Origin of the sequence: Mucilaginibacter sp. cycad4, from assembly GCF_034263275.1 — a bacterium.
GTDB lineage: Bacteria > Bacteroidota > Bacteroidia > Sphingobacteriales > Sphingobacteriaceae > Mucilaginibacter.
Window position 1 is genome coordinate 6,425,395 of record NZ_CP139559.1, and the last position, 24,623, is coordinate 6,450,017.

27 protein-coding genes are annotated in these 24,623 nt (G+C 41.6%); 13 read left to right on the forward strand and 14 right to left on the reverse strand.

All coding sequences use genetic code 11. The features are described from left to right. Nucleotides 1-238: 238 nt before the first annotated feature. The gene (locus SNE26_RS26630) at nucleotides 239-1,174 is read right to left on the reverse strand and encodes a LysR substrate-binding domain-containing protein (RefSeq protein ID WP_321556876.1); all 936 of its coding nucleotides are present in this window, start codon (nucleotides 1,172-1,174) and stop codon (nucleotides 239-241) included. Between the two features lie 92 nt (nucleotides 1,175-1,266). Between SNE26_RS26630 and SNE26_RS26635 the strand changes: the two genes are divergently transcribed. The 4 genes from SNE26_RS26635 to SNE26_RS26650 all read left to right on the forward strand — a co-directional run bounded on the left by SNE26_RS26635 (nucleotide 1,267) and on the right by SNE26_RS26650 (nucleotide 5,103). Then, nucleotides 1,267-2,766 (forward strand): catalase, encoded by a 1,500-nt coding sequence (locus tag SNE26_RS26635; protein ID WP_321556877.1) that lies wholly within the window; start codon nucleotides 1,267-1,269, stop codon nucleotides 2,764-2,766. A 117-nt stretch (nucleotides 2,767-2,883) separates the two neighbouring features. Beyond that, nucleotides 2,884-3,126, forward strand: coding sequence for a hypothetical protein (locus SNE26_RS26640; protein ID WP_321556878.1), 243 nt, complete (start codon nucleotides 2,884-2,886; stop codon nucleotides 3,124-3,126). Then, entirely contained in the window at nucleotides 3,123-3,533 is a 411-nt protein-coding gene (locus SNE26_RS26645; protein WP_321556879.1) for a putative toxin-antitoxin system toxin component, PIN family, read from the forward strand. The genes SNE26_RS26640 and SNE26_RS26645 overlap by 4 nt, the downstream gene beginning before the upstream one ends. 64 nt (nucleotides 3,534-3,597) lie before the next feature. Then, nucleotides 3,598-5,103 (forward strand): NAD(P)H-hydrate dehydratase, encoded by a 1,506-nt coding sequence (locus SNE26_RS26650; RefSeq protein ID WP_321556880.1) that lies wholly within the window; start codon nucleotides 3,598-3,600, stop codon nucleotides 5,101-5,103. Between the two features lie 348 nt (nucleotides 5,104-5,451). On the opposite strand, the gene SNE26_RS26655 is transcribed toward SNE26_RS26650, so the two are convergent. From SNE26_RS26655 to SNE26_RS26680, 6 genes are all read right to left on the reverse strand, one after another. Next, nucleotides 5,452-6,279 carry an anti-sigma factor gene (locus tag SNE26_RS26655; RefSeq protein WP_321556881.1) on the reverse strand — a complete coding sequence of 276 codons (828 nt, stop codon included), beginning with the start codon at nucleotides 6,277-6,279 and terminating at the stop codon, nucleotides 5,452-5,454. 1 nt (nucleotide 6,280) lies between these two features. Next, the gene (locus SNE26_RS26660; protein ID WP_321556882.1) at nucleotides 6,281-6,808 is read right to left on the reverse strand and encodes an RNA polymerase sigma factor; all 528 of its coding nucleotides are present in this window, start codon (nucleotides 6,806-6,808) and stop codon (nucleotides 6,281-6,283) included. Nucleotides 6,809-6,856: 48 nt separating this feature from the next. Next, complete coding sequence (gene lipA, locus SNE26_RS26665; protein WP_321556883.1) at nucleotides 6,857-7,738, reverse strand: lipoyl synthase; 882 nt, start codon at nucleotides 7,736-7,738, stop codon at nucleotides 6,857-6,859. 160 nt (nucleotides 7,739-7,898) lie between these two features. After that, nucleotides 7,899-8,228, reverse strand: a complete 330-nt coding sequence (gene ytxJ, locus SNE26_RS26670) for a bacillithiol system redox-active protein YtxJ (RefSeq protein WP_321556884.1) — start codon at nucleotides 8,226-8,228, stop codon at nucleotides 7,899-7,901. A 229-nt stretch (nucleotides 8,229-8,457) separates the two neighbouring features. Next, entirely contained in the window at nucleotides 8,458-8,952 is a 495-nt protein-coding gene (gene ribH, locus SNE26_RS26675) for a 6,7-dimethyl-8-ribityllumazine synthase (protein ID WP_321556885.1), read from the reverse strand. 159 nt (nucleotides 8,953-9,111) lie between these two features. Beyond that, nucleotides 9,112-9,789 carry a tetratricopeptide repeat protein gene (locus tag SNE26_RS26680; protein ID WP_321556886.1) on the reverse strand — a complete coding sequence of 226 codons (678 nt, stop codon included), beginning with the start codon at nucleotides 9,787-9,789 and terminating at the stop codon, nucleotides 9,112-9,114. Between the two features lie 236 nt (nucleotides 9,790-10,025). On the opposite strand from SNE26_RS26680, the gene SNE26_RS26685 reads away from it, so the two are divergent. Both SNE26_RS26685 and SNE26_RS26690 read left to right on the forward strand, forming a co-directional pair. Then, a complete protein-coding gene (locus SNE26_RS26685; RefSeq protein WP_321556887.1) occupies nucleotides 10,026-11,126 on the forward strand; it encodes a DNA replication/repair protein RecF in 1,101 nt (366 codons plus the stop codon). Beyond that, nucleotides 11,119-11,409 (forward strand): DUF721 domain-containing protein, encoded by a 291-nt coding sequence (locus SNE26_RS26690; RefSeq protein WP_321556888.1) that lies wholly within the window; start codon nucleotides 11,119-11,121, stop codon nucleotides 11,407-11,409. Before SNE26_RS26685 ends, SNE26_RS26690 begins: the two co-directional genes overlap by 8 nt. Here SNE26_RS26690 and SNE26_RS26695 read toward each other — a convergent pair. After that, nucleotides 11,396-11,593 (reverse strand): hypothetical protein, encoded by a 198-nt coding sequence (locus tag SNE26_RS26695; RefSeq protein ID WP_321556889.1) that lies wholly within the window; start codon nucleotides 11,591-11,593, stop codon nucleotides 11,396-11,398. The genes SNE26_RS26690 and SNE26_RS26695 overlap by 14 nt on opposite strands. Nucleotides 11,594-11,744: 151 nt before the next feature. Then, nucleotides 11,745-12,164 carry a nucleoside-diphosphate kinase gene (locus tag SNE26_RS26700; RefSeq protein ID WP_321556890.1) on the reverse strand — a complete coding sequence of 140 codons (420 nt, stop codon included), beginning with the start codon at nucleotides 12,162-12,164 and terminating at the stop codon, nucleotides 11,745-11,747. A gap of 217 nt (nucleotides 12,165-12,381) precedes the next feature. On the opposite strand from SNE26_RS26700, the gene SNE26_RS26705 reads away from it, so the two are divergent. From SNE26_RS26705 to SNE26_RS26725, 5 genes are all read left to right on the forward strand, one after another. After that, nucleotides 12,382-13,392 carry a DHH family phosphoesterase gene (locus SNE26_RS26705; protein ID WP_321556891.1) on the forward strand — a complete coding sequence of 337 codons (1,011 nt, stop codon included), beginning with the start codon at nucleotides 12,382-12,384 and terminating at the stop codon, nucleotides 13,390-13,392. Nucleotides 13,393-13,399: 7 nt separating this feature from the next. After that, complete coding sequence (locus tag SNE26_RS26710; RefSeq protein WP_321556892.1) at nucleotides 13,400-14,377, forward strand: FKBP-type peptidyl-prolyl cis-trans isomerase; 978 nt, start codon at nucleotides 13,400-13,402, stop codon at nucleotides 14,375-14,377. 61 nt (nucleotides 14,378-14,438) lie between these two features. Then, the gene (locus tag SNE26_RS26715) at nucleotides 14,439-15,431 is read left to right on the forward strand and encodes an FKBP-type peptidyl-prolyl cis-trans isomerase (protein WP_321556893.1); all 993 of its coding nucleotides are present in this window, start codon (nucleotides 14,439-14,441) and stop codon (nucleotides 15,429-15,431) included. Nucleotides 15,432-15,554: 123 nt separating this feature from the next. Then, the gene (locus tag SNE26_RS26720) at nucleotides 15,555-16,322 is read left to right on the forward strand and encodes a TatD family hydrolase (RefSeq protein WP_321556894.1); all 768 of its coding nucleotides are present in this window, start codon (nucleotides 15,555-15,557) and stop codon (nucleotides 16,320-16,322) included. Nucleotides 16,323-16,359: 37 nt separating this feature from the next. Beyond that, the gene (locus tag SNE26_RS26725) at nucleotides 16,360-17,382 is read left to right on the forward strand and encodes an asparaginase (RefSeq protein WP_321556895.1); all 1,023 of its coding nucleotides are present in this window, start codon (nucleotides 16,360-16,362) and stop codon (nucleotides 17,380-17,382) included. A 174-nt stretch (nucleotides 17,383-17,556) separates the two neighbouring features. Here the strand turns inward: SNE26_RS26725 and SNE26_RS26730 are convergent, their stop codons facing one another. Further along, nucleotides 17,557-18,711, reverse strand: coding sequence for an NAD(P)/FAD-dependent oxidoreductase (locus SNE26_RS26730; RefSeq protein ID WP_321556896.1), 1,155 nt, complete (start codon nucleotides 18,709-18,711; stop codon nucleotides 17,557-17,559). A 9-nt stretch (nucleotides 18,712-18,720) separates the two neighbouring features. Next, the gene (locus SNE26_RS26735) at nucleotides 18,721-19,317 is read right to left on the reverse strand and encodes a TetR/AcrR family transcriptional regulator (RefSeq protein WP_321556897.1); all 597 of its coding nucleotides are present in this window, start codon (nucleotides 19,315-19,317) and stop codon (nucleotides 18,721-18,723) included. A 128-nt stretch (nucleotides 19,318-19,445) separates the two neighbouring features. Here SNE26_RS26735 and SNE26_RS26740 point away from each other — a divergent pair, with 128 nt between their 5' ends. Continuing rightward, on the forward strand, nucleotides 19,446-19,943 hold the full coding sequence (locus SNE26_RS26740; protein ID WP_321556898.1) for a hypothetical protein: 498 nt from the start codon (nucleotides 19,446-19,448) through the stop codon (nucleotides 19,941-19,943). A 30-nt stretch (nucleotides 19,944-19,973) separates the two neighbouring features. Here SNE26_RS26740 and SNE26_RS26745 read toward each other — a convergent pair whose 3' ends face one another. Together SNE26_RS26745 and SNE26_RS26750 are read right to left on the reverse strand one after the other, a co-directional pair. Next, nucleotides 19,974-20,684, reverse strand: coding sequence for a LytTR family DNA-binding domain-containing protein (locus tag SNE26_RS26745; RefSeq protein WP_321556899.1), 711 nt, complete (start codon nucleotides 20,682-20,684; stop codon nucleotides 19,974-19,976). After that, the gene (locus tag SNE26_RS26750; protein WP_321556900.1) at nucleotides 20,681-21,700 is read right to left on the reverse strand and encodes a sensor histidine kinase; all 1,020 of its coding nucleotides are present in this window, start codon (nucleotides 21,698-21,700) and stop codon (nucleotides 20,681-20,683) included. Before SNE26_RS26750 ends, SNE26_RS26745 begins: the two co-directional genes overlap by 4 nt. A 235-nt stretch (nucleotides 21,701-21,935) precedes the next feature. On the opposite strand from SNE26_RS26750, the gene SNE26_RS26755 reads away from it, so the two are divergent. After that, a complete protein-coding gene (locus tag SNE26_RS26755; protein ID WP_321556901.1) occupies nucleotides 21,936-22,748 on the forward strand; it encodes a hypothetical protein in 813 nt (270 codons plus the stop codon). A gap of 403 nt (nucleotides 22,749-23,151) precedes the next feature. On the opposite strand, the gene SNE26_RS26760 is transcribed toward SNE26_RS26755, so the two are convergent. Continuing rightward, entirely contained in the window at nucleotides 23,152-24,561 is a 1,410-nt protein-coding gene (locus SNE26_RS26760; RefSeq protein ID WP_321556902.1) for a glycosyl hydrolase family 18 protein, read from the reverse strand. Nucleotides 24,562-24,623 lie beyond the last annotated feature (62 nt).

A 24,623-nucleotide genomic window follows, 5' to 3' on the forward strand; every position in this document is an offset into this window, starting at 1 on the left:
ACTGCGCAAAAATAGGCAGGCAAGTGTTACAATGCAAATTATTTATAATAAATCTAAATAGAGTAGTTATTGTAGTTGTAAATCAGTTGTTTAGGTTGCGTTTTATAGGGTCTTAAATTGGAGGACAGGGCTTTTTATAAGCCAGATGCTGTTATTAAAGAAAAGACTTACGAAGTTTTCAAAGCTTCGTAAGTCTGATTTATAGTTTCTTTTATTGAAAGGAGACGGGTATTATGATTTAAATATCCATCACTTCCTTTTTCTTTTTACTTTTCATTCGCTTAGGTACAAATTCCAGTATTTCAGCTTTCAAAGCTTCTATCATGCGGCGCTTTAGAAAATTGCGCTGTATCACAATGCTTACTTCGCGGGCAGGCTCGGGAGATTTAAAGTAGCGTACTTTATCCAGTTGTTTGTCGCTCAATTCAGACAGGGCCAGTTCGGGTAGTATGGTGGCTCCGTTATTTTGGTCCACCATGCGCTTTAGGGTTTCAACGCTGCCGGTATTGTATTCAAAATGCTGAAAACCGCGGGTTGATTTGCGACGCTGGCAAATGTTCAGCACTTGTTCGCGCATACAATGGCCTTCGTTCAGGATCCAGATCTCCTCCATGTCTATATCATCCGGAACAATATTTTTCTTTTTTGAGAGTCGGCTGTTTTTTGATACATAGGCGACAAAGTTTTCATAAAATACAGGGATCTCGGTCAGGTTGCTTTCGTGCAGCGGGGTAGAAAGAATGCCGCAATCAAGCATGCCCAATTTTAATTGCTGAATGATCTCTTCGGTAGTTTGCTCCCACACAATGAGTTTTACCTGCGGATATTTTTCGATAAAACCATGGATGATCTTGGGTAATACATAGGGCGAAACGGTAGGGATAATGCCAACTCTTAATTCGCCCGAAAGTTCCTTTTGCCTGTCGGATATGATCTCTTTGATCTTTTCACTTTCCGACAACATGATACGTGCCTGGGTAATTATTTCAATGCCTATTTCGGTAGGTACAACGGGTTGTTTGCTGCGGTCAAATATCTTAACGCCAAGGGTATCCTCCAGTTTTTGTACCTGCATACTCAATGTTGGCTGGGTAACAAAACATTTCTCGGCTGCCAAAACAAAGCTGCGATATGTATCAACAGCCACAATATACTCCAGTTGTGTAATAGTCATGTAATATAGATAAATGCTATGCAAAGATAATAATTATTGATTTTTTCTATTGAAATATTTTCATGAGGTTTGAATTATCAAACCAACTAAGTATGGAAACAAATAAAAAGAAATTGACCACCGCATCTGGCAGGCCTTATGTAGAAAATGAAAACTCTATGACAGCCGGCCCGCGCGGACCAATCCTGCTACAAGATTATATCCTGCATGAAAAAATGGCTCACTTTAACCGGGAAAGGATCCCGGAACGTGTAGTTCACGCTAAAGGGTCAGGTGCTTATGGCACTTTTACGGTTACTCACGATATTTCAAAATATACCCGCGCAAAGATCTTTAACACTATAGGTAAGCAGACAAAGTTATTTCTGCGTTTTTCAACGGTAGGCGGAGAAAAAGGTTCGGCCGATACAGAGCGCGACCCGCGTGGTTTCGCTATTAAATTTTATACTGAAGACGGTAACTGGGACCTGGTTGGTAACAATACCCCGGTATTTTTTATAAAAGACCCTAAAAAATTCGGCGATTTTATTCATACCCAAAAACGCGACCCATATACCAACTGCAAGAGTGCAACGATGATGTGGGATTTTTGGTCGCTTAACCCCGAAAGTCTTCACCAGGTAACTATTTTAATGAGCGATCGCGGTACACCTTATGGTTATCGACATATGGATGGCTTTGGCAGCCACACCTTTTCATTCATTAATGCCAACAATGAAAGGTTTTGGGTTAAGTTCCATTTTAAAACCCAGCAGGGCATCAAAAATTTTACCGATGCCGAAGCAGGGGAAATGCGCGGTAAGGCTCCTGATTTTGCACAGCATGACCTGTTAACTGCCATCGATAACGGTGATTTTCCTAAATGGACACTCAAAATACAGGTGATGCCCGAAGCCGATGCCAAAACTTACTATATCAATCCGTTTGATTTAACCAAGGTGTGGCCGCATGCCGATTACCCGTTGATTGATGTAGGTGTACTGGAGTTAAATGAAAACCCTGATAATTATTTTGCACATGTAGAGCAGGCGGCATTTGCACCTGCACATGTTATCGACGGCGTTGGTTACTCGCCCGATAAAATGCTGCAAGGCCGGATCCTCTCCTATCCTGATGCGCACCGGTACCGTTTAGGCGGTAACTACGAGCAGATCCCCGTAAACAAATGCCCTTACCTGGTAAGCAATTATCAGCGCGATGGGCAGATGGCTGTTAATGGCAACGGGGGATCAAATCCCAATTATTTCCCTAATAGCTTTGATGATATCGAGGTTGACCAAAGCTACAAGGAACCGGCCTGGGATTTTGGCAGCCCGGTAGGCGATTGGTACGACCGTAACGCTGAAGGCGAAAATGATCATTATACCCAACCGGGTAATCTATACCGCCTGATGGATAGTCAGCAAAAGAAAGATTTGGTTGCCAACATCGTTAACTCGATGAGCGGTATTGAAGGGCCTAAAAAGGAGATGATTATTAATCGCCAGCTTTGCCACTGGTTCAGGGCTGATATCAATTTAGGAATGGCTGTTGCCAAAGGCCTGGAGCTTGACCTGGCCGAAACCATGAAGCAAATGCCTCAAACTATTTAACCCCTATAACTTTTGATAACAGAGGGCGGCCATTTGGTCGCCTTTTTTGTTTTGATAGATAGGCCCTGTAGTAATTAAATCGACTAAATATTAGCTTCAAATTTGTTATATTTGAATATGGGAGCAAAAGAGTTAACCTCCGATTCTTTAAACGAGCAACAGGTAATGATGCTAAGGCTGTTAAAAAAGCCTTTGCCTGCGGCGGATTTTGCCCAAATAAGGCGTCTTGCTGTTAAACTTCTTTCTCAGCAACTGGATGAAGCGATTGAAGAATGGGAAAGCGCGAATAACATTACAGCAGAAACTTACGAACAGTTAAGTAAGGAACATTTCCGTAGCTCTTCCAAAAAGCATCAATGAACATTGTACTTGACTCGAACATTCTTCTAATCGCAATAGGGAAAAAGAGTGAGTATCGGCCAATATGGGATGCTTTTATTGATGAAAAATATAATCTTATTGTGTCGGATGAGATAGTTTATGAGTACGAAGAAATAATTCAACTTCGTTCGGGCATGAAAACAGCAGAAATAATACTCGAAGTTTTTGTTGAAGCCCTTAACGTGATCAATCAAAAAGTATACTATTCCTGGAACTTAATAAGAAACGACCCTGATGATAATAAATTTTTTGATGTAGCAGTTGCGGCAAATGCTGATTACTTAGTTACCAATGATTCTCATTTTAACATTGTAAAACAGCTTGTCTTTCCTTCTGTCAAGATAATTTCTGCTAATGAGTTCCTGGATATCGTTAAGCTACTTTAAAATTCAGCATATCGGCCAATAATTTCTCTTAAAACAAATCTCCCAAATCCTTACTTTAGGATATATGCTTCCTTTATTAATTGCCGAACAAATTCGCGAGGGCGATGCTTATACTATCGCTAATGAACCTGTTGCTTCTATTGATTTGATGGAACGTGCCTCAAAAGCTTTTGTTGGTTGGTTCGTTAACCGCTTTCCAGATAAAAACGAGCCGATAACTTTTTACTGTGGTACAGGGAATAACGGCGGCGACGGGCTTGCCATTGCACGTATTTTATGTGATCATCATTATAATAGGCTCAAAGTTATAATAGCCCGGTTTTCTGATAAGGCGTCGGAGGATTTTAACATCAATTTTGAAAGACTAAAGCAAACCTGCGTATCTATAAAAGAACTTGCCAAAGATGAAGAGATCCCGGCGGATAGCAGCCCGGTAATTATTGATGCCCTGCTTGGCAGCGGTCTGAACAAACCGCTCACCGGCAATTACGAACAGCTGGTTAAGTTTATTAATGATTTGGGCCGGACAGTTGTTGCTGTTGATGTACCAACAGGTTTTTTTTCTGAAGGAGAAGTACCCAAAGATACCATAGCCATCAAAGCCGACCTGGTAATTACTTTTCAGCAACCTAAGATCAATTTCCTGCTGCCGGAATCGGCGCCTTATATCAATTGCTGGGAAGCCGTAAATATTGGCATTAATGAAAAATTTATACAATCGTTAAATTCAACATACCAGCTTGTTGAGGAAAAAGATGTGCGGCAAATACTAAAACCACGCCATCGTTTCAGCAATAAAGGGACGTTTGGCCATGTGCTGATTATTGCGGGACAGGCAAAAACCATGGGGGCGGCGTTATTAAGCTCATCAGCTGCCGCACATGCAGGGGCGGGCCTTACAACTGCCTGTGTCCCCGAAAGTGGTTTAACAGCCCTAAACAGTTACCTGCCCGAAATTATGGCCATAGTCAGGAACAGCGATGAATTGCCTGATATTGAATGGGATAAATTTAGCTCAATAGCTATCGGGCCTGGATTAGGCAAGGATGATGATGCTTTAGCATTATTAAAAGCGATCATCAAAAACTATAAACAACCGTTAGTTATTGATGCCGATGCATTGAACCTGCTTGCAGAAAATAAGGCATTATTAACCCAGCTACCTGCGGGGAGCATATTAACCCCGCATATGAAAGAGTTTGACAGGCTTTTTGGCGATCATACCAGTTGGTGGCAGCGGCTGCAAACCGCAATAAAAAAGGCAAAGGAGCTAAACCTGTGTATCCTGCTGAAAAATGATTATACCATTATCGCTACGCCTGGGGGTATAGCTTATTTTAACTCATCAGGAAATGCTGCTATGGCAAGCGGAGGGATGGGCGATGTACTTACCGGGGTAATAGCTGCCTTGCTTGGGCAAAAGTATCCGCCTGATCAAGCCTGCATCATCGGTGCTTATATACATGGTAAGGCTGGCGATGAGCTGGCGTTGCCAAACCGGATGCATGTTGTTTTACCAGGTAAGCTTATTACACAATTGCCTGTTACTATGGCAAAATTAAGGGCATAAAAAAACGGCTGCAAGTATCATACAGCCGTTTTAATTAACTATTAACTGATCTTATAAAGAACTAAATACTCAAATCCGGGAGTCAGGATTATCTGGTTCACTTTCTCGTTTATGTCCTAACTAATCATAAGACGTTTGCACGTTCCTATTAGTTACAAAAAAACTAATAATTGGTTTTGGTTTTCGTTAAAAAAATGTTAAATTATTAATCCCGTGTAGTTTAGGTTTACACGAAATACAAGTACCTAACGTATAAAAACCAAAAAGCTTACATCATTTTCAGAATAAATCTGAAAAAATGTAAGCTTTTTTATTATTGTAACGCCCCTGGGGGCTTTTTTTATTGCTTTAGTATTTTCCCAGTACCATCATTTGTGATAATGTTGGACTTGCACTACCACCTCTTGGCTCAAGTGTTACCGCGAAGGCATCGGCCGAGGCTATTGCTTTCATGTTTTTGAACCCGCTTGAATCTGCTGTGGCGTCAAATACACCCAGATCAACCGGTTTACCACCCACCAATGCCCAAAGCTGATACTGGTGAGTTTGGTCATTTGCAGGCAGTTTAAGGCCTTCCATGTCAATAACCACTTTTTGTTTAGATGGGCTAAAGGCTACAGTCATCACCGATTCGGGCGATTTTGCAGTTCCCTTCAGGCGGATCAGTTTATATGATGTATCTCTTAAAAGGTTTAACTCGTTATCCTTTGCGCTAACCGTAGTGCTAAAATGCTGGTTTTGTACCTGCATTGCATTTAGTCGGGTATTGGTATCGTTAAGGCGGCTATAAAGATTATACAGAGCTACTGCGCTTGCCAACAGTAAAGCAAGGCATGCAGCAAATGCATATTTATAAAAATTGATTTCTTTTTCTTTACCGGGTTGCGTAGCCACAACCTTTTCTCGTTCTGTATGGGTTTGCGTAGGAAAGTTGTTATCGTCACCGAAATTAGTAAGTAAACTTCCTAATATGCGGCTGCGCAAGTGTTCAGATGGTTCAATCGCGTTTTCTTCAGCATACAGTTCTATTGAGCGTTCAATTTCGTCCAGCTCAGCCTTAATAGCAGGATGCTTTGAAGCCAGCTCTTCAACCTGCAGTTTTTCGGCCGGGGTAACATCTCCCAAAACGTAAAGCTCCAGTATCCCTGTTTCAATATATGCTTTTAAATCTTCCACTTCAATTAAAATGTTTTCTGAGTTCCTGGATAGCCATTCTTAACCGGGTTTTAATGGTACCCAACGGAATGCCCAATTCTTCGGCAGCTTCCACATGGGTATAGCCCTTAAAATACACCAGCTCAATGATCAGCTTTTGTTCGGGCTTTAGTGCTTGCACTAAATCTTTAACACCCATTAACTCAGGTTTGTAAACCGTGTTTCTTTGCCCGTCAATGAAAGTTACGTTATTTTCAATCTCCTGGTTTTTATTTTGATTCTTAAAATCTTTCGATCTGATCTTATCTATCGCAAGGTTGCGCGCGATATTAACCATCCAGGTAAATAAACGGCCTTTTTCAGTACTGTAGCTTGAAAAGGAATGCCAGATTTTTACAAAAGTTTCCTGTAAAACATCTTCGGCTATAGTGGTGTCATTTATAATGCGTGATATTACCCCGAATAACGAGGCCGAGTACATATCATATAGGGCTTCGACGGCGATTTTTTCCCGGTGCTGCAATGACAGCACCAGTTCTTCTTCCGTCATCGATATTTTTCGTTTTTTACTCAACCCCGTGAAGATATAAAGGAATTATTACATTTCAAACAAGTGTTTTTCTGCATGGTAAGATGAGCGTACCAGTGGGCCGCTTTCAACATACCTGAAACCTTTTTGAAGGCCAAATTCCTTATAACGTGCAAATTGATCGGGGTGGATCCAGTCTATCACCGGGTGATGGTTGCGTGTGGGTTGTAAATATTGTCCCAGGGTAAGAATGTGTACACCTGCTGCAAGCAAATCATCCATTGCTTCTAAAACGTCCTCCTCGGTTTCGCCCAAACCAAGCATAATGCCTGATTTTGTACGCAAACCGGCTTCTGAAATATGTTTCAGAGCTTCAAGGCTGCGGTCATATTTTGCCTGGATCCGCACTTCTTTGGTAAGGCGTCTTACAGTTTCCAGGTTGTGTGAAACCACTTCGGGCCTGGTTTCCAAAACGCGGGCAAGATTATCCCAATTGCCTTTAAAATCGGGCAACAGGGTTTCTAAAGTAGTATCGGGGCTTTCACGGCGGATGGCATTGATAGTTTCGGCCCAGATAATGGAGCCGCCGTCTTTCAAATCATCGCGGTCGACAGAGGTAATAACGCAATGTTTTACCTGCATCAGCTTTACAGAAGTTGCTACCCGGTTTGGCTCATCAATATCAACAGCTAAAGGCCTGCCGGTGGCAACAGCACAAAACGAGCACGAACGGGTACAAATATTACCAAGGATCATGAAAGTGGCTGTGCCGGCACCCCAGCACTCGCCCATGTTAGGGCAGTTACCGCTTTCGCATATGGTATGCAGCTTATGGGTATCAACAAGGCTGCGTACGTGAGCATATTCTTTTCCTGTAGGAAGCTTAACCCTAAGCCAATCAGGCTTGCGTACAGGCTGGCTAACAGCAGGAACTACCGGCAAATCAATCATAATGCAAATGTAGTTAAATATTTAGTTGATGGGGAATGGTTCATAGTTCATAGTAGCAGCAAATGACTGCAAAATGATCATGAGCATTTGCAGTAACGTAATTAATGCTAAAAATACTTTGTGAACCCATGAACCATGAACTATGATCCATGAACAAAATCTAATTCAATACCTCCAAAGTTTCATCAACGGAGATGCCACTGTGTGATTGGTCAAGAATGCACTCGCCGTCTTTTATGAGTAATAGTTGCGGCGATTCGTGGTGAACCTGGAACAGCTGCGCTACCTGGTTTGACAGGTCGCGGTATTTGATCAGGTCTAAAAAATAAAGGGACATATTTTCGGGGAGGTTATCCCAGTCAAGCTCAAAGCGCCTTTTTGCCATCATGCTGATGGAGCAACGTGTACTATGTTTAAATATAAGGCTATAGCCTTCTTGTTGTTTGATCGCCATAAGCTGATCGGCCGTCTCCAACGAAATCCAGTTCATATTATTAATAGTTAAAATGCTATAACGTAATTATAACACAAAAACTGTGTAGTGTGTTTAAACAGGTTTAAAAATGACAATTAACTGTTAACGGCCTGTTTTAGGATATGAACCGTAAGCAGGGCACAATTTGTTTGAGCAGGATGATACTGTTGCAACTGCCGCAGCTATAAGTGCTATGTAAACTAATTTTTTCATGTTGAGCTAAAATTAATTGTTTTAACGGGTTTTAACTGTTTAATGTTTCAGCAAGGGCCGCCATTTTGATGGCGGTAATAGCCGCTTCATCGCCTTTATTGCCATGTTTGCCGCCCGCCCTGTCAATAGCCTGTTGCTGATTATCAGTGGTTAATACGCCAAATATAACAGGTTTTGAGTACTTTATAGCAACATTGCTTACTCCGTTTGCTACTGCATTGCAGATAAAGTCAAAATGCCTTGTTTCGCCCTGGATTACACAGCCGAGGCAAATTACGGCATCAAGGTGGCCCTTTTTAAGTAAAAGCTCGGCTCCTGAAGTAAGTTCAAAACTTCCCGGTACCTGGTATGAAAAAATGTTTTCGGCCAGTGCGCCATTACTTACCAGGCTTTGGTATGCGCCCTGGTAAAGTGCATTGGTAATTTCGGCATTCCACTCGGCTACAACTATACCGAAGCGGTACGGTGCTGCCGAAGGTATTTCGGTATTCGAAAAGTCGGAAAGGTTTTTAAGATGGGTAGCCATATTGATTTCGGATTTGGGAATTTCGATTTCGGGTTTAGTTTATGGCGCATATGTAAATAAAAGGCCATAAATAAAAAATGTTCGATCTCTGAATTATGTAAGTTGTAATATCACTACTTCATAAATCCGAAATCGAACATCCGAAATCCGATATTAAAATTATTGTTTCGCTTCTGCGCGCGCTATATATTCGTCTATATTTTGAGCTTCAGCGCTTTCAGGGTATTCAGTTTTTATTCTTTTGTAAGCTTCAGCAGCCTCTTTATTGCTTTTTTGAGCCTCATAAGTTAAACCCAACTTTTTAAGGTAAAGCGGCGATAAAAATTTGTTCTTTGCTTTATCAGCAGCTTTGCTGAAATAGGTTTCGGCTTTTTCGTAATCTTTCAGTTCTACGTAAGCATCGCCGGTGCTGCCAAAAGCTTCGGCTGCTACCATGTTATCGTCGCCGCGGTAGTTGGTCAGGTTGTCGATCGCTTTGCGGTAATCGCCTTTATTTAAATAAGCTGTACCCAGGTAAAAGTAAGCAAGGTTAGCAGCTTTGGTATTGCTGTAATCGCTGATGATCTTTTCAAAACCAGGGAAACCGGCATCGCCTTTAATAGCTTTATCCCAGTTTTTTTGCTGCCAAAAATCCTGCGCTTTATACATTTGGTTAGCAGCAGTTACTTCACGCGGACCTAAGTATAATTTAATGTAAATGAAATAGATTGCAATAAGGGCAATAATGGCCCCTACAATAAACAGTAAGCTTTTTTGGTTCTCGCGTACAAATTTGCCACTCTGACCAAAATTGTTTTCCGGTGCTGCAACTTTGGTGTTCGCCTGGGTTTTTGACATTGTTGTTCTAAAATTAAGTTTGCAAAAATACGGTTTTCAAATTTACTGGCAATACCTTTTGTATTAAATCTTTAAAGAGAGATAGTTCATAGTGGATAGTTCATGGTTCATGGCCCCGGGCTTGTAGTTTTTGGGGTATTTAGGGAGAAGCAATTTTGTTTATAAATGACGGTAATACCATGAACTATCAACCATGAACCATTAACAACCAAATAAAACCGTAAATTTGCCATCCCATGCACCTGCAACAGCTGTCAATTATCAACTTTAAAAATTACGATGAGGCCGAACTGGTTTTCAGCGAGGGGGTTAATGCTTTTACAGGTAACAACGGTGCCGGCAAAACCAATTTGCTTGATGCTATTCATTACCTATCGTTATGCAAAAGCTACTTTAACCCGATAGACAGCCAGCAGATTAAGCAAGACACCGATTTTTTTATCATTACCGGCATCTTTAATAAAAACAATCAGCCCGAAGCCGTTGCCTGCTCAGTGAAGCGCAATCAGAAAAAGCAGTTTAAACGCAATAAAAAGGACTACCAGCGCCTGGCCGATCATATCGGGCTGTTGCCGCTGGTGATGATATCGCCAAATGATACCAGTATCATAACCGAGGGGAGCGAAGAACGCCGCAAGTTTATTGATAATGTGATATCGCAAACAGATAACCATTATTTAGATGAGTTAATCACTTATAATAAAATCCTTACCAATCGTAACGCACTTTTAAAACAGGTAGCGGATACGGGGCGATATGATGCCGGCTTGTTTGAGGTGATTGATGAACAATTGAGTGCTTCGGGCAATCGCATTTTTGAAAGGCGCCGTGCCTTTATGGAGGGTTTTGTTGCTATTTTTAATAAGCATTATAGTTTTTTGAGCGATAATGCCGAACAAGTTGACCTGGTATATGAATCGCAATTGCTTGCCGATGATTTCGATAGTTTATTAAAAAAGAGTTTTGACCGGGATAAGGTATTGGAGCGTACCACGGCGGGCATTCATAAAGATGACCTGCAGTTCATTATCCATGGCATGGCTATGAAAAAGTTTGGATCGCAGGGGCAGCAGAAATCATTTTTAATTGCACTTAAGCTTGCTCAATATACCTTTCTATATCAGCAAAAAGGGTTTAAGCCCTTGCTTTTGCTTGATGATATTTTTGATAAGCTTGACGATGGCCGGGTTACCAAATTAATGCAAATGGTATCAAATAATGACTTTGGACAGGTTTTTATAACTGATACCGGGGTTGAGCGGGTTGAAAGCGTTTTTAATAAAATAGGGGTGCCTGTTAAACTATTTAAAGTAAAAGGAGGAGCGATTGATGCGTAAAACTAACGACAAAACACTTAAGGAAGCTATTGAGCAAATGCTTAATGTGTATAAGATTAAACGGCGTTTTGACGAAACCGGTATTATTACGGCCTGGCCCGACCTGGTAGGCAAATCGGTAGCCAATCGCACCAAAGAGTTATTTGTGCGCGATAAGAAATTATTCCTGCGGATAGAATCATCAGTAATAAAAAATGAATTGATGCTGATGCGCAGCCAGATAATTGAAAAGATAAATAATGAAGCTAAAAGTGTGCTTGTTGAGGAAATTATCTTCCTCTAAGCATGCGTAAGCCGTTATGCTTTAATTTAATATCATCGGTAAGCTTTGCGTAAGCAAGGATGAACAACCCGGGAATAGTAAAAGCGAGCTGTGCTTCCGGGTGAGTTCTGTAAAGCATTAGCGATCCAATAACCAGCATCACCAGTATAAGTACGTAAAATATGTATTTGAATAATGATTTCATACTGTGTGAGATTAATTGGGTTTATTAAATATGTAATATAGTTTAGGCAGTGTATTGTAAAGTTACAAAAAACGTAACCATAATTACAAAAAAAACGTAAAAATTTCGGGTGTAACTTTTGGGTTACGTAATTACACCCGAAATAAGTTACTTAAAACCTTTCAAAAGCCGAGAAAAAGAAGTTTCCTTCAATATCGGCGTTCTCGTCCGAGTCTGAACCGTGAACGGCATTTTCACCAATTGACCTTGCATACAGGTTACGGATAGTGCCTTCGGCAGCATCGGCCGGGTTAGTGGCCCCAATCAATTTACGAAATTCGGCAATAGCATTGTCTTTTTCAAGAATAGCCGCTACAATAGGGCCTGATGACATAAACTCCACCAGTCCGTTATAAAAAGGACGCTCTTTATGCACTTCATAAAACTGTCCGGCTTTTTCGGTAGATAATTGAGTGTATTTAAGCGCTACAATTTTAAAGCCGTTTTTTGTTATAATGTCTAAAATAGCACCGATATGACCGTCAGCAACAGCATCAGGTTTTATCATGGTAAATGTTCTGTTGGTTTTCATTGAAATAATTGTTTCTTTTTTGGGTTATATAAATAGACTGAAAAAATGCCTTTGCTTAATTAGTTTTAAACCATAAGCTTACTATAGCTTATAGTGGCATTTAAAATTTGCGGCAAAAATAGGCTTTTGTAACTGTAAGATAAAGCTTTTTGAATTAAATTAGATGGTTTGTATTTGATTAATTTATTTAGCTTTGCAACTCTTTTTTTAAGAATTGATGTTTGATTTAGCTTCGCTTACTGACCTTTTAACGAAACCCCAAAAGATAGTGATCACTACCCATCATAAACCTGATGGTGATGCTATGGGGTCGTCATTAGGCTTATATAATTATTTAATACAGCAAGGCCATCATGCCAGGGTTATTGCCCCTACAGATTATCCTGATTTTTTAAGCTGGCTGCCCGGTAACGAGAATGTTATTATTTATACCGAGCACCGGGAAGAAGCCGCCGCCCTGATAGCCGACGCGAAACTTATATTCTGCCTTGACTTTAATGCTTTGAGCCGTATCAATGACATGGGGGAGTTGGTTGGAGAAAGCAACGCCTATAAGATCATGATCGATCATCACCTGGAGCCTGCCGATTTTGACGACTATAGACACTGGGATATCAACGCCTGTGCTACTGCGCAACTGGTGTATGATTTTATAGTAAACGAGCTGCACCACAAAGAACTTGTAAATAAGGATGTGGCAACCTGTCTTTACACAGGCATCATGACCGATTCGGCTTCATTCAGGCTTCCTAACACTACATCCGGAGTTCATCGCATAGTTGCCGATTTGATAGATGCCGGTGCAGTTAACTGGCGTATTCATGAGCTGGTGTATAATAGCGCATCTGAAAACAGGCTGCGCTTTTTAGGTCATTGCCTGGCTAATTGCCTGGAGGTATTGCCCGAATTTAATACAGCTATAATTGCAGTTAACAAGCATGACCTGGAACGCTTTGATGTTGAAACAGGCGATACAGAAGGCGTGGTGAATTATGCATTATCGATGGCAAGCATCCGTTTGGCTGCTTTCATAGTTGAACGAAGCGACAGGGTAAAACTTTCGTTACGCTCAAAAGGAGAGTTCCCGGCCAACGAGATTTGCAAAAAGTACTTTAATGGCGGCGGTCACCGCAATGCGGCCGGTGGTCATTCTGAAGATAGCCTTGAACAGGTTATACAACAATTTAAACAAATTTTACCTGAATATAAAAAACTATTAATACAGTAAAAAAGTAATGATGAAAAGAAAACTGATGTTTCTGTCACTTGCGGCTATTGGATTTGCAAGTTGCAACGGTGGGTTTAAGCAGGGCGAAGGCGGCTTGCTTTATAATATCCACAGCTCAAAAGGCAATCCTAAAGTTAAGGAAGGTGACTTTTTGACACTGAACATGATCCTCAAAACCGATAAGGATTCAATTATCAATAACTCTTATGATAATGGCCAGCCTATACCAACGCTGATGCCTAAACCCCAGACGAAAGGTGATATTGTTTCTGGCTTAGCGTTATTGGGCGAAGGTGATAGCGCCACATTTAAAATTGCTGCCGATTCTGTATTTAAAGGTGGCCAGCAACGCCCTCCGGGCTTTAAAGGTAAATACCTGGTTTATACCATTAAAATTGAAAAAGTAGTTGCCAAAGGCGCGCTTACCGAGCAAGTTTTCCGTGATCGTGTTACTCAATACATGAAAGGTCAAACCGATGCACTTAAAGGTAAAGAGCCCGCTAAGATCCAGGGTTATTTAGATGCGCATAAAGACCTGAAATTTGTAAAAACAGCATCAGGCTTAAATTATGCAGTTACAGCGCCGGGCAGTGGTGCTAACGTAGCAGTTGGTGATACAGCAGTAATTAATTATACTTTAAGGCTTGTTACAGGCAAAGTTTTGGAAACAAGTGTTAAAGCAGTAGCTGTAAAAGAAAAAATGCAGATCAACCCGATGAACCCTTATCAGCCAATCCGTATTCCGGTAGGTGAAGGTAAAGTGATCAAAGGCTGGGATGAAGGCTTCCAATTGTTTAACAAAGGTACTAAGGCCGTATTGGTTGTTCCATCGTCATTAGGTTATGGCGACCAGGGAAGCCAACAAATGCAGCCTTATACGCCGCTTGTGTTTGAAGTTGAGCTGGTGAATATTGTCCACCCAAATCCAAATGCACCAAAACCGGTTATGCCGCAAATGCAAATGCCAACTCCGACAACGAAATAGTTATCATGTTTTACAAAGCCTTTCCTGCTTAAAACAGGAAAGGCTTTTTTATTTATAACTTATGAAAAAACGTATTTTTTCTTTTTTATTGCCGGCGCTTTCAGTGTTTGCTTTAAGCGCAGGTGCTCAAACGGCTGGTTTACAGAAAACCGCTAAAGGCGCCCTTTACCAGGTCTATACGGCTAACCCAGGCAACAAGGCTAAGCTCAACGATGTGCTTACCTTTAACTTCATCCAGAAAACCGATAAAGATTCGGTATTGTTTAGTAGTTATAAGGCCGGGCATCCTGTACAGGCCCAGGTACAAGCTTCGCAAAATGTAGGCGATCTGATGGAAATATTCCCTCTGCTGGCGGCAAAGGATAGCGCGATAGTTAAGATCCCAACCGATTCGGTATTTGTCGGACATGAAGAAGCCCGTCCGCCGTTTTTACCTAAAGGCAGTTTTCTTACTTTTATTTTAAAGATAGAGAAGGTACAATCATTAAATGAGGCCATTGCCGAAAGAAATGCCGGACTTGAAAAACTAAAACAAGCCGAAACAGCCGACAGAGAAAGCTACATTACAACACATGGTCTTAAACCTGTTACTACAGCATCGGGCTTAAAATATGTAATAACAAGCCCAACAACAAAAAGGAAGCCGCTTAACGGCGATACTGTGCTGGTAAATTATACCGGGAAGTTGCTTAACGGGAAACTGTTTGATACCAGTATTGAAGCAAACGCCAAAGCGGCAGGCATACAACAGCCCGGCCGCCCGTATGAGCCAATAAGCGTTGTTTTGGGCGAGCACAGGGTAATATCAGGTTGGGATGAAGGTTTGCTTTTATTAAATGAAGGTTCAAAAGCAACATTTATCATTCCTTCAAACCTTGCCTACGGTGAGCGTCCCTACGGATCGGAGATCCCCGGATACAGCACATTGGTATTTGATATCGAACTGGTTAAAGTAAAACCGGGTAAACATGCCGCGGTTACCCCGAAACCGGCCGCGGGTAAAGCCCCGCTAAAAAAAGCCGGCGCAAAGAAACCCGCCGCTAAAAAGAACTGATAAAAAAACCTTCTGCCAAAAGCAGGAGGTTTTTTGTTTGCAGTCGTCAGGTAATTAATTGAAAGTATCGATACTTTACCGCTATAAATTCGTTATTAAGTATTCAAGGTTTATTTTTGCAGCATGGTTTTAACCGACACGCACACCCATCAATACTACGAAACCATTCCTGAAAAACGCGCAGCGTTAATGCAGCGTTGTATCGATAATAACATTACCCGTTTGTTTTTACCCAATGTTGATGCGGCTTCTGTTCCCCTGGTTTATGGTTTGGCGAACGAGTACCCCCAATATTGTTACCCGATGCTGGGCTTACATCCCTGTGATGTAAAGGAGAATTGGGAAGAAGAACTTTTGGCCATTATGAATGCCCATCAGCAAAACGGGATTTATGCCATAGGCGAGATTGGGATTGACCTTTATTGGGATAAAACGCATTTAAAGGAACAGGCAGATGCATTTGTGAAACAGATCAATTGGGCCAAAAGCCTTGATCTGGCCATTGTGATCCACTGTCGCGATGCTTTTGATGAAGTATATGAGGTGCTGAAGCAGGAAGCGGATGAAAAGTTGCGCGGCATTTTTCATTGTTTTGGTGGTACTGTTGAACAGGCCCGAAAAGTGATCGACCTTAATTTTTACCTGGGCATAGGTGGGGTAGTTACTTACAAAAACTCGGGGCTTGACAAAGTAATACCGGAAATTGACCTTAAACATATAGTTTTAGAAACAGATTCTCCGTACCTTACGCCCGTTCCGTTCAGGGGTAAACCTAACGAAAGCTCCTACCTGGTATATATAGCCCAAAAGGTAGCAGAGCTTCACCAAACAAGCATTGAAAAAGTGGCAGAGGTCACTACCGAAAATTCCAGGCTTGTATTCGGAATTTAAAATTGTTTAATATTTATATACAGCATAAACTTAATTAATGAGCCAAATTTTGATCATCTATACCGGAGGGACAATAGGTATGATGAGTGATCCGGTTACAAAGGTGCTCAAGCCTATCAACTTTGAGCAAATAATGGATAACGTGCCCGAGCTTGAAAAGCTTAATTGCCGTATCAAAGTACATTCGTTTGATGAGATCATTGATTCATCAAACATGAACCCTGAAATCTGGAGCGAACTGGCCGGCTTGATCCAGTCAAACTATCATGATAATGATGGTTTTGTGATTTTACACGGCTCGGATACGATGGCTTATACAGCATCGGCATTAAGTTTTATGTTAGAAAACTTAGGCAAGCCCATCATTTTCACAGGCTCGCAATTGCCTATAAGTGCCATCCGCACCGATGCAAAGGAAAACCTGATGACGGCTATTGAAATAGCCAAAGCTAAAAAGAATGACCGCGCCCGCGTACCCGAGGTTTGTATCTATTTTGATTATAAGCTGTTCCGTGGTAACAGGGCATTTAAATATAATTCATCAAAGTTTGAGGCCTTCCGGTCACCAAACTATCCCATATTGGCCGAGTCGGGCGTTCATTTACGTTTTAGCGCGAACGATATCAGGCTGCCTGAAGATGAAAGCTCGCTTATTGTACACAACAACCTGGTGAATGATGTTGGCGTATTAAAACTATACCCGGGGATAAGCCCTAAAGTGGTTGAAAACATTTTAAGCGCCGACGTGCGCGGCATAGTAATGGAAACCTTTGGGGCCGGTAATACCACAACCGACAATTGGTTTATCGATTTGCTTAAAAACGCTATCGACAGCGGCAAGGTGATCCTTGATATCTCACAGTGCAAAGTAGGTACGGTTGAACTTGGGCGTTATGAAACCAGTAAACACCTGAAAGATATCGGCGTAGCTAACGGCTATGATATGACCTTTGAATCGGCTGTTACCAAAATGATGTACCTGCTGGGCCAAAGCGATGACCCCTTGCAGGTAAAAGAATGGCTGGAAACGGATTTGAGGGGCGAGATTACAGTATCGTAATAGTGCAATTTCAAAATAAAAATGTCATCCTGGGCAATAGCGAAGGATGACATTTTTAAATATGGTCATGTAACCTGGTTCAACACCCCACTTGCTAAGCAACTATGCTGAGCAAATTGACTAAGCCAACTGGCTACTCGTCCCCTGGGGTGCCGAAACAAGTTCATTGTTGAACTACTCTTCCGGGTTAAACATTGCCACCAAATTCTTTAATCCATCGGCCGAATGCAATGAATCTGTTTGTTCCAATGTCATAGCGGCAGTTTCTGATGCTTTTGTGCGCATTTGTTTTTCGTAAGCTGCTATTGCATCGCCGGTATTTTCAAATTCATCACTTAATAAGTGTTGCGCCAGTTCCAATGCATCAAGCATGGCCATATTAACACCTTCGCCGGCATAGGGTGGCATCAGGTGCGCGGCATCGCCAAGCATGGTTAGGTTAGGTAAAGCTTTCCAGGTTTGATCTAAGGGCATACAATATTGAGGGCGGGGAATAAATACAGGTTCGGCATTCTCAAACAGTTCATCCCAAATGGTGTCCCAGCCCGCAAACTCCTGTTTAAACCAGGCAAATACCTGCGCCTTGTTTTTAAAGTCTATTCCGCTATCCTGCAGCCATGATTCGGACGATTTGATGCCTGCATAAAATACCAGACTGCCATCACCTTTTGAGCTTACTATCAGTGTTTTTTCATCGCCCATAGCAAATATTTTACCGCCGTTCAAAAGCTCATGGATCCGGGGGCTTGCTTTTTCCGAATTATAAACTGCACCTTCTATCACACTCACTCCGGCATAAAATGGCTCAATAGGAGTAATATATGGACGGATTTTTGAATTAGCACCATCGGCGGCTATCACTAAATCGGCATAGGCGGTAGTGCCTTTTTTAAATTCTAATTTAATTACGCCATTCTCTTGTTTACTGAGCGATACAAATTGGCTGTTCCAAATTACTGTATCCGGCTGTAGGGAATCAAGCAGGATTTTCCTCAGCGGTCCCCGGTCAATTTCAGGACGGTTGTATGAGCCGCCATCTGCACCATGCTCATCGAGTACAATGTTGCCGTGTTTATCTACAACCCTTAATTTATCGGCGCCGGGGCGGTAGTTGGTATTAAAGGCATCCATCAGGCCGGCCGCTTCTAACGCTTTCAATCCCGATTCTTCATGCAGGTCAAGCGTGGCACCCTGCACCCGCACTTCCCGGTTCGCATCGCGTTCGTAAACATTTACCTTAGCACCGTTCATTTGCAAGAGCCGGGCAAGGGTTAACCCACCCGGACCGCCGCCTACAATGGCTATATTTTTGTTTTTAATTGCTTTCATGTTGTTTAATTATTTCATCATACCTTTTATTACTGCGTCGCAACAAACCGAAATCACTTCATCGGTAATGATCTGTACCGGCCTGTCGATGTGATCGAAATACTCGTTCACCAGATCGAGCAGCGGCGAGAACAATAATGCCCGCTGTACATCAAAAGGAAGATCATGAATGACGCCTTCTTTTATTTTAGCCTCCATAAACCGGTGAATTGGCGCAAAAAACTGACCCTGACGGATATTTTGTTTTTGATACGCTTTATTCAATAGCGGCGAGGATTTGCCATACAGGATCAATGCGAAGTGTGTACGGTTATTTTTCAAATATTGGAAACCATTGTTCCAGAGTTTTCTTACACCGGTTTCAAAATCCATCTCTTCGTTGAAATCCTCTAAAATGGCGGCTTCATAAGCGCCCAAAACTTCAGTAATGAAAAGCTTGATAAGCAGGTCGTCCTTGTCCTCATATTTGATATAGATGGTACGGGGCGATACATTGGCTGCCTTGGCCAGTTTCTGCATGCTCAGGTTTTCCAAACCTTCATTGGCAATAATATCAAGTGCAATGGTGCGGATGGCTTGTTCCTTTTCTAAATTCTTTGGCCTCATAATGTGATAAACTGAATTATGATGCAATTATAAGTAAATAAACATTTACTTATAATTGCATTTACATTTTTTATTTTATAATGGGAAGCTTTTACGAATATCTTTGACAGAAGTAATTTTGGATTATCATGGGGCATCACATAGACGCAATTATCGGGAAGGGGCCTATTAATGAAGAAAAGGCAAAAGCATATGGCCTTGCTATTGCTTATGAATTGGGTTACGCCATTGTAGTACTTGATTGGGACTCGGTTTTGTATTGGTCAGGTAAATTGAATCTGAGTTGCGATTCGACTATTGAGGATCTTGAATGGGACTGCGAGCTAATTCATTATTTTGCACGCGAATTGAATTTAAATGATTACGCGTTAATCAAAACAGATTATTTTGCAGGGATCGGCGATCAGTATGCCGCTTTATATAAAAACGGAATCCTCGCATGGCACGGCCGGTCCATAAATATTGCACTGGCAGAAATAGGAATAATGCGCACTTTGAACCTGGATGAGTTTGATACTATCAATTTAGGCGAATATCGCAACAGTGAACATTATTATTTCGATAGCCAACACAATTTCGCCTTAAAAAAAGACAACATGATTGCTGGAAAGGTTTTTAAAGACTGAACGCGTTCGTCATTATCATATGTTACACGGTTAAAATATCCTTTTATTAATTATAGCCATAAAACCATCCTTAAATTTTTCACTCACGGGGATATGTTTATTGGCAATATAAATATGGTTATCCTGAATTTTTACCAGCTGTTTGGTATTTACAATATAGGAGTTGTGAACGCGTACAAAAGGGGCCGAAAGTTGTTCTTCAATATCTTTAAGCCGGCGATAAATAAGTAGCTGTTCCTGCCCGGTTACCAGCCTCACATATTCCTTTTCGCCTTCAAAGTATAAAATGTCATCGAGCAATATCCGGCGCAATACCTTGCCCGATTTTATAAAGAAATAACCCTCATCATGAACAGGGGTTTGCTGAATTACAGGTTCGGACTTGCCAAAATACGCTTCGATCTTTTGCATGGCTGCCAGGAAACGTTTCAGTGTGATAGGTTTCAGCAGGTAATCGATAGTTTGATAGGTATAGCTTTCGGCAGCATATTCTGAGTAGGCAGTGGTGAAAACAATTTTGGTTTGTGGCGGCAACAGGCCTGCAAGCTCCATGCCCGTTAGCTGCGGCATGTTGATATCCAGAAAAATAAAATCAACCTTATTGGTTTTTAAAAAGCCCAGTGCCTCAAGCGCGTTATAACATTTGGCTTTAAGCTGCCACTGCGTACTTTGCTGCACCAGGATTTCCAGCAGGTTTACCGCATTAGGTTCATCATCAATTATGATACAGCTTAAGTTCATGCTACCGGGATCTTTAAAAACGCCGCAAAGGTGTTGTTACTTTTATCAATTTTCAGGTCAAAATTTGATCCGTACAGCATGGTCAGCCTTTTGGTTAAGTTGACAATGCCAAAACCGGCAGCCCGCTTGCTTGCTACTTCGGTGTGGATAGCGTTATTGGTTTTAAAAAAAAGGTAATCACCCTGCTGAACCAAAGATATACCAATAAGGTTTTGCTCGCTCGATTTATCGATGCCGTGCTTGAAAATATTCTCTACAAAGGTCATGAGCAGCATAGGAGGGATGCGAAGATCTGAATTGAAATTCTTTTCAAAAAAAACAACTACCTCGTGCCTGATCCTGATTTTTTCTAACGCAATGTAATTTTCAATAAACTGCACTTCGGTACCGATGGCTACATCATCCTTGGGGCTTTCATCAACAAAATAGCGCATAATGTCCGAAAGCCGCTCAATTAATGCCGCGGTACGGGGGGCTTCACGGTAAGCCTCGTAATAAATATTATTAAGCGTATTGAACAAAAAGTGCGGCTGCACTTGTGATTTAAGCAGGTTTAGTTCGGCCTGGCTTTTTTGGATCATAATCTCTTCGGTTTGCTGCTTTAACTTAAAATAGGCTATTGCTATACGAAAGATTAGGCTCATAATAAAAATGAGCACTCCGCCCGAAACATAATTAATGATGGCTTTTTGGCTGATATGTTCGGGTGTTTTAGCAAAAAAAGTATTATAAATAAGCAGGGTTGAATAACCACGGAGTACACCTGTTGCTACTAAAAAAATGATCACAAGTAATACATACCACACATATTTTTCCTTTTGGTAAAACACAGGGTACAGGAACAGGATGTTACCATATATAATAGCCGCGTAAAACGTGGTGTTAACAATGGTATAAACGGCCGATTGCCCCACTCCGTCCATCGGCAGATAAGAAAAAAACAGCAACAGCGACACCGCTAACCATATCAAAAGCTGGAGTTGTATAATGGATGGGCGGGTTTTAAATAGTTGCATTTTTAAAATTACTAAGCTTTTTGTTTGTTGATGCCGGTTTTAAATCGTTGCCGGCATTTATTCAATAGATGGCCCTGAATGTTCAATAAGCTGGCCCGCAGGCACATTATTGAATAAATACAGTATTAGGCTAAAAAGAACGCGGCAGTGGTTTAACCGATTTTACCGGGCGGTTGATAAAGGGCAGTTTTGAATTGTTAACAGAAAAGTATCCTTATCAAATCATCAAATTATTATGAAAACCGAACAATTAGCCGAAAAAATAGTAGCTGTAAGCCTTAGCCTGTTACTGCTGCTATCGCATACGCCTAAAGTATTTGCTCAAACTGATACCATCCGCGTAAAAGACAAACGCTTGCTTACATCGAAGCTTAAACCCGGGCTAAAGCAATACCTTGTGTATTTTCAAAACCCAAGGGACAACCGGAGCCTGAAATTTTGGCTCTGGCTGCGCGATATAAACCTCGAAACCCGTAACGGTGAAAAGGTATTTACTATAACCCAACACTGGTATGGCAGCGACAGCTTATCGTATCGCTCTATCTATTCTATTAATAAAGCAGCGGATTTTGCGCCGATTTATCATTCAGAAACCATCGACAAAAAAACAAAAGCCTTTAACTGGGCTGCTGATAAAGTGATAAGTGCAGACACCGTTGCCAATAACGAGGCTAAGAATTTTAAGCTTGATTGTACCTTCGCCAACTTTAACTGGAATTTAGACATTGAAACCTTCGAGATGTTACCGCTTGCCGAAGGCAAAAGTTTTGCTATCCCCTTTTATGAGGCCGGGATCCCTGCACCGCTTTATGTTTTATACAAAGTAACCGGCAGCGAGGTGATTACCACATTGGATGGTAATAAGGTTGATTGCTGGAAACTGTATAACGAAAGCGATTACAATGGCCGGCATTTTACCGAAACCTACTGGATCAGCAAAAAGAACCATGAGTTTTTAAAAGAAGAGGATTCTTTTGGCGGAGGTTATCGCTACAAAATAAAAATGATGGGAGCTGCAACCAACCTGCCACCGAGGTTCGCGAAGTAAAAATACATCGAAAGAATGTACCAATCCTCTGAAAAACAGAGGCTGTATCATAAATAAAATTGACCACTCTCGGTGTTGTGTTACCTATGAATTGAAATTTAGCCGATAATATTTATACAAAAAGGGGGTTAACATGTTTTTTTCATAAAAAACATTCAACTATCTGATTGTTAATAATATAAGAAAATGTTAACCCTGAATTATGTTAACCCTGTTAACCCCCTTTGGCTCGCCCGGAAATAGCTATACAGATTTGTGAGTAAATCCTATTTTAACTATACAGGCTTTGGTTAGTAAAGTCAATCCAACCTAAAACTATATATCGCTTAACTATCTGAATAAGTAAAAAAAAGGCTGTTCATGATTTATGATACAGCCTCCTCTTGTATAAGCAGTTAATAGTTTATTGATTCAACCCAAATGCTTCCCAACCCGATGCGGTAGCCCGGTTACAGGTCATAGCCTGCGTTCCGTTTTCGCTGGAGATGAATTTGCCGTTGTTACCCCTCAGCGTTATTTTGCCATCGGTGGTAACAATCCAGTCAAACTTTTCCCAGTCGCTTGGTGTGGTTCGGTTACAGGTAATGGCCTGGGTACCGTTTTCTGATGATACATATTTACCCATGCTGCGCAGATAGATTTTGCCGCTGCCTGCGTCAAGTACGGTGAAATGCTCCCAGTCGCCGGCGGTGGTGCGGGTGCAGGTCATGGCCTGGGTACCGTTTTCGCCGCTTACATATTTGCCGTTAAAGCCTTTAAGCGAAATTACGGTGCCTATCGGAGGAGTTGGCGGAGGATTGGTAGTGCCCCCGGTAATAATATTGTTCATGGCCGAAAGCAGGGAGTTGGCACCTGAAGCATCGCCGCCCAGATCCCAGATCATCATACCCCCTGCCTGGTTAAGGGCCAAGGTGGTTTTGCTTTTAATGGTTGGGATACCATTATAGCCAAAAGTTTGAAAAGTATCCGAGTTGGGACTGCCACCGGCCGCCAATACATCTATATAGTTTTTGGTTGAATAATCGTACCGGTTATCCCTGGCATAAAACGGAACGCCCAGAATAGTTTTGGCAGCAGGTAAACCGCGGCCTGCCCAGTAACTTAAACAATCAACAGCCGATTGGTAGGTTGAGTGCTGGAAGTTGTTGTCGTCATAATCCATGACGTTGATCCAGTCGAGGATGGAGAACATATTGCTGGTAACATAAGTAGCCCCAACCGAGATGGAGGCGATGGTACATAACCTGCCGCTGTTATGCATGGCAGTTGATAGTTCCTGCAGTAATAAATAAAAGTTATTGGTTTCGGTACCTGCCGATGGGAATTCCCAGTCGATATCCACACCATCAACATTGTACTGGTTACAAAAGTTAACCATATTATTAACAAAAGTGGTACGGTAACCGGCATTGGCAACAATAGGATGGAAGGCATCGCCGCCGCCGCCACCGCCAACAGATATCATTACTTTAACATTGTGGCTGTGTGCGTTTGATACCAGGCTGGTGAATTTTGAAAGGTTATCAAGCGGGTTCAGTCCCCCGGTATTGGTGGGGGTAAGAAAAGCGTAATTAATATGGGTTAGTTTACTGTATTGTACCGTATTTACATCGCCCTGCCAGCTGGGCAGGTAGCCTATTACTTTAAATGAGGCAATAGGTACTGCATTGTTAATAGTAACCGGCTTACTGCTATCGCTGTTAGAATCACCGCCGGTTTTAAACTGGTTCATGTTGTCCTTTTTACAGGATGATAGCGCTGCGAGGGCGGCTAGGATCAGGCCAAGGAGGTAAGAGTTAAATTTCGATCTCATAAGTTAATTTGTTAAGTGGTTTTAGATGTATTATTTGGTTTATAAATGAGCCGGGCAATAAA

Coding starts and splice junctions, on each gene's coding strand:
- SNE26_RS26630 (WP_321556876.1), bottom strand. CDS start 1,174: ATGACTATTACACAACTGGAGTATATTGTGGCTGTTGATACATATCGC.
- SNE26_RS26635 (WP_321556877.1), top strand. CDS start 1,267: ATGGAAACAAATAAAAAGAAATTGACCACCGCATCTGGCAGGCCTTAT.
- SNE26_RS26640 (WP_321556878.1), top strand. CDS start 2,884: ATGGGAGCAAAAGAGTTAACCTCCGATTCTTTAAACGAGCAACAGGTA.
- SNE26_RS26645 (WP_321556879.1), top strand. CDS start 3,123: ATGAACATTGTACTTGACTCGAACATTCTTCTAATCGCAATAGGGAAA.
- SNE26_RS26650 (WP_321556880.1), top strand. CDS start 3,598: ATGCTTCCTTTATTAATTGCCGAACAAATTCGCGAGGGCGATGCTTAT.
- SNE26_RS26660 (WP_321556882.1), bottom strand. CDS start 6,808: ATGACGGAAGAAGAACTGGTGCTGTCATTGCAGCACCGGGAAAAAATC.
- lipA (WP_321556883.1), bottom strand. CDS start 7,738: ATGATTGATTTGCCGGTAGTTCCTGCTGTTAGCCAGCCTGTACGCAAG.
- ytxJ (WP_321556884.1), bottom strand. CDS start 8,228: ATGAACTGGATTTCGTTGGAGACGGCCGATCAGCTTATGGCGATCAAA.
- ribH (WP_321556885.1), bottom strand. CDS start 8,952: ATGGCTACCCATCTTAAAAACCTTTCCGACTTTTCGAATACCGAAATA.
- SNE26_RS26680 (WP_321556886.1), bottom strand. CDS start 9,789: ATGTCAAAAACCCAGGCGAACACCAAAGTTGCAGCACCGGAAAACAAT.
- SNE26_RS26685 (WP_321556887.1), top strand. CDS start 10,026: ATGCACCTGCAACAGCTGTCAATTATCAACTTTAAAAATTACGATGAG.
- SNE26_RS26690 (WP_321556888.1), top strand. CDS start 11,119: ATGCGTAAAACTAACGACAAAACACTTAAGGAAGCTATTGAGCAAATG.
- SNE26_RS26695 (WP_321556889.1), bottom strand. CDS start 11,593: ATGAAATCATTATTCAAATACATATTTTACGTACTTATACTGGTGATG.
- SNE26_RS26700 (WP_321556890.1), bottom strand. CDS start 12,164: ATGAAAACCAACAGAACATTTACCATGATAAAACCTGATGCTGTTGCT.
- SNE26_RS26705 (WP_321556891.1), top strand. CDS start 12,382: ATGTTTGATTTAGCTTCGCTTACTGACCTTTTAACGAAACCCCAAAAG.
- SNE26_RS26710 (WP_321556892.1), top strand. CDS start 13,400: ATGATGAAAAGAAAACTGATGTTTCTGTCACTTGCGGCTATTGGATTT.
- SNE26_RS26715 (WP_321556893.1), top strand. CDS start 14,439: ATGAAAAAACGTATTTTTTCTTTTTTATTGCCGGCGCTTTCAGTGTTT.
- SNE26_RS26720 (WP_321556894.1), top strand. CDS start 15,555: ATGGTTTTAACCGACACGCACACCCATCAATACTACGAAACCATTCCT.
- SNE26_RS26725 (WP_321556895.1), top strand. CDS start 16,360: ATGAGCCAAATTTTGATCATCTATACCGGAGGGACAATAGGTATGATG.
- SNE26_RS26730 (WP_321556896.1), bottom strand. CDS start 18,711: ATGAAAGCAATTAAAAACAAAAATATAGCCATTGTAGGCGGCGGTCCG.
- SNE26_RS26735 (WP_321556897.1), bottom strand. CDS start 19,317: ATGAGGCCAAAGAATTTAGAAAAGGAACAAGCCATCCGCACCATTGCA.
- SNE26_RS26740 (WP_321556898.1), top strand. CDS start 19,446: ATGGGGCATCACATAGACGCAATTATCGGGAAGGGGCCTATTAATGAA.
- SNE26_RS26745 (WP_321556899.1), bottom strand. CDS start 20,684: ATGAACTTAAGCTGTATCATAATTGATGATGAACCTAATGCGGTAAAC.
- SNE26_RS26750 (WP_321556900.1), bottom strand. CDS start 21,700: ATGCAACTATTTAAAACCCGCCCATCCATTATACAACTCCAGCTTTTG.
- SNE26_RS26755 (WP_321556901.1), top strand. CDS start 21,936: ATGAAAACCGAACAATTAGCCGAAAAAATAGTAGCTGTAAGCCTTAGC.
- SNE26_RS26760 (WP_321556902.1), bottom strand. CDS start 24,561: ATGAGATCGAAATTTAACTCTTACCTCCTTGGCCTGATCCTAGCCGCC.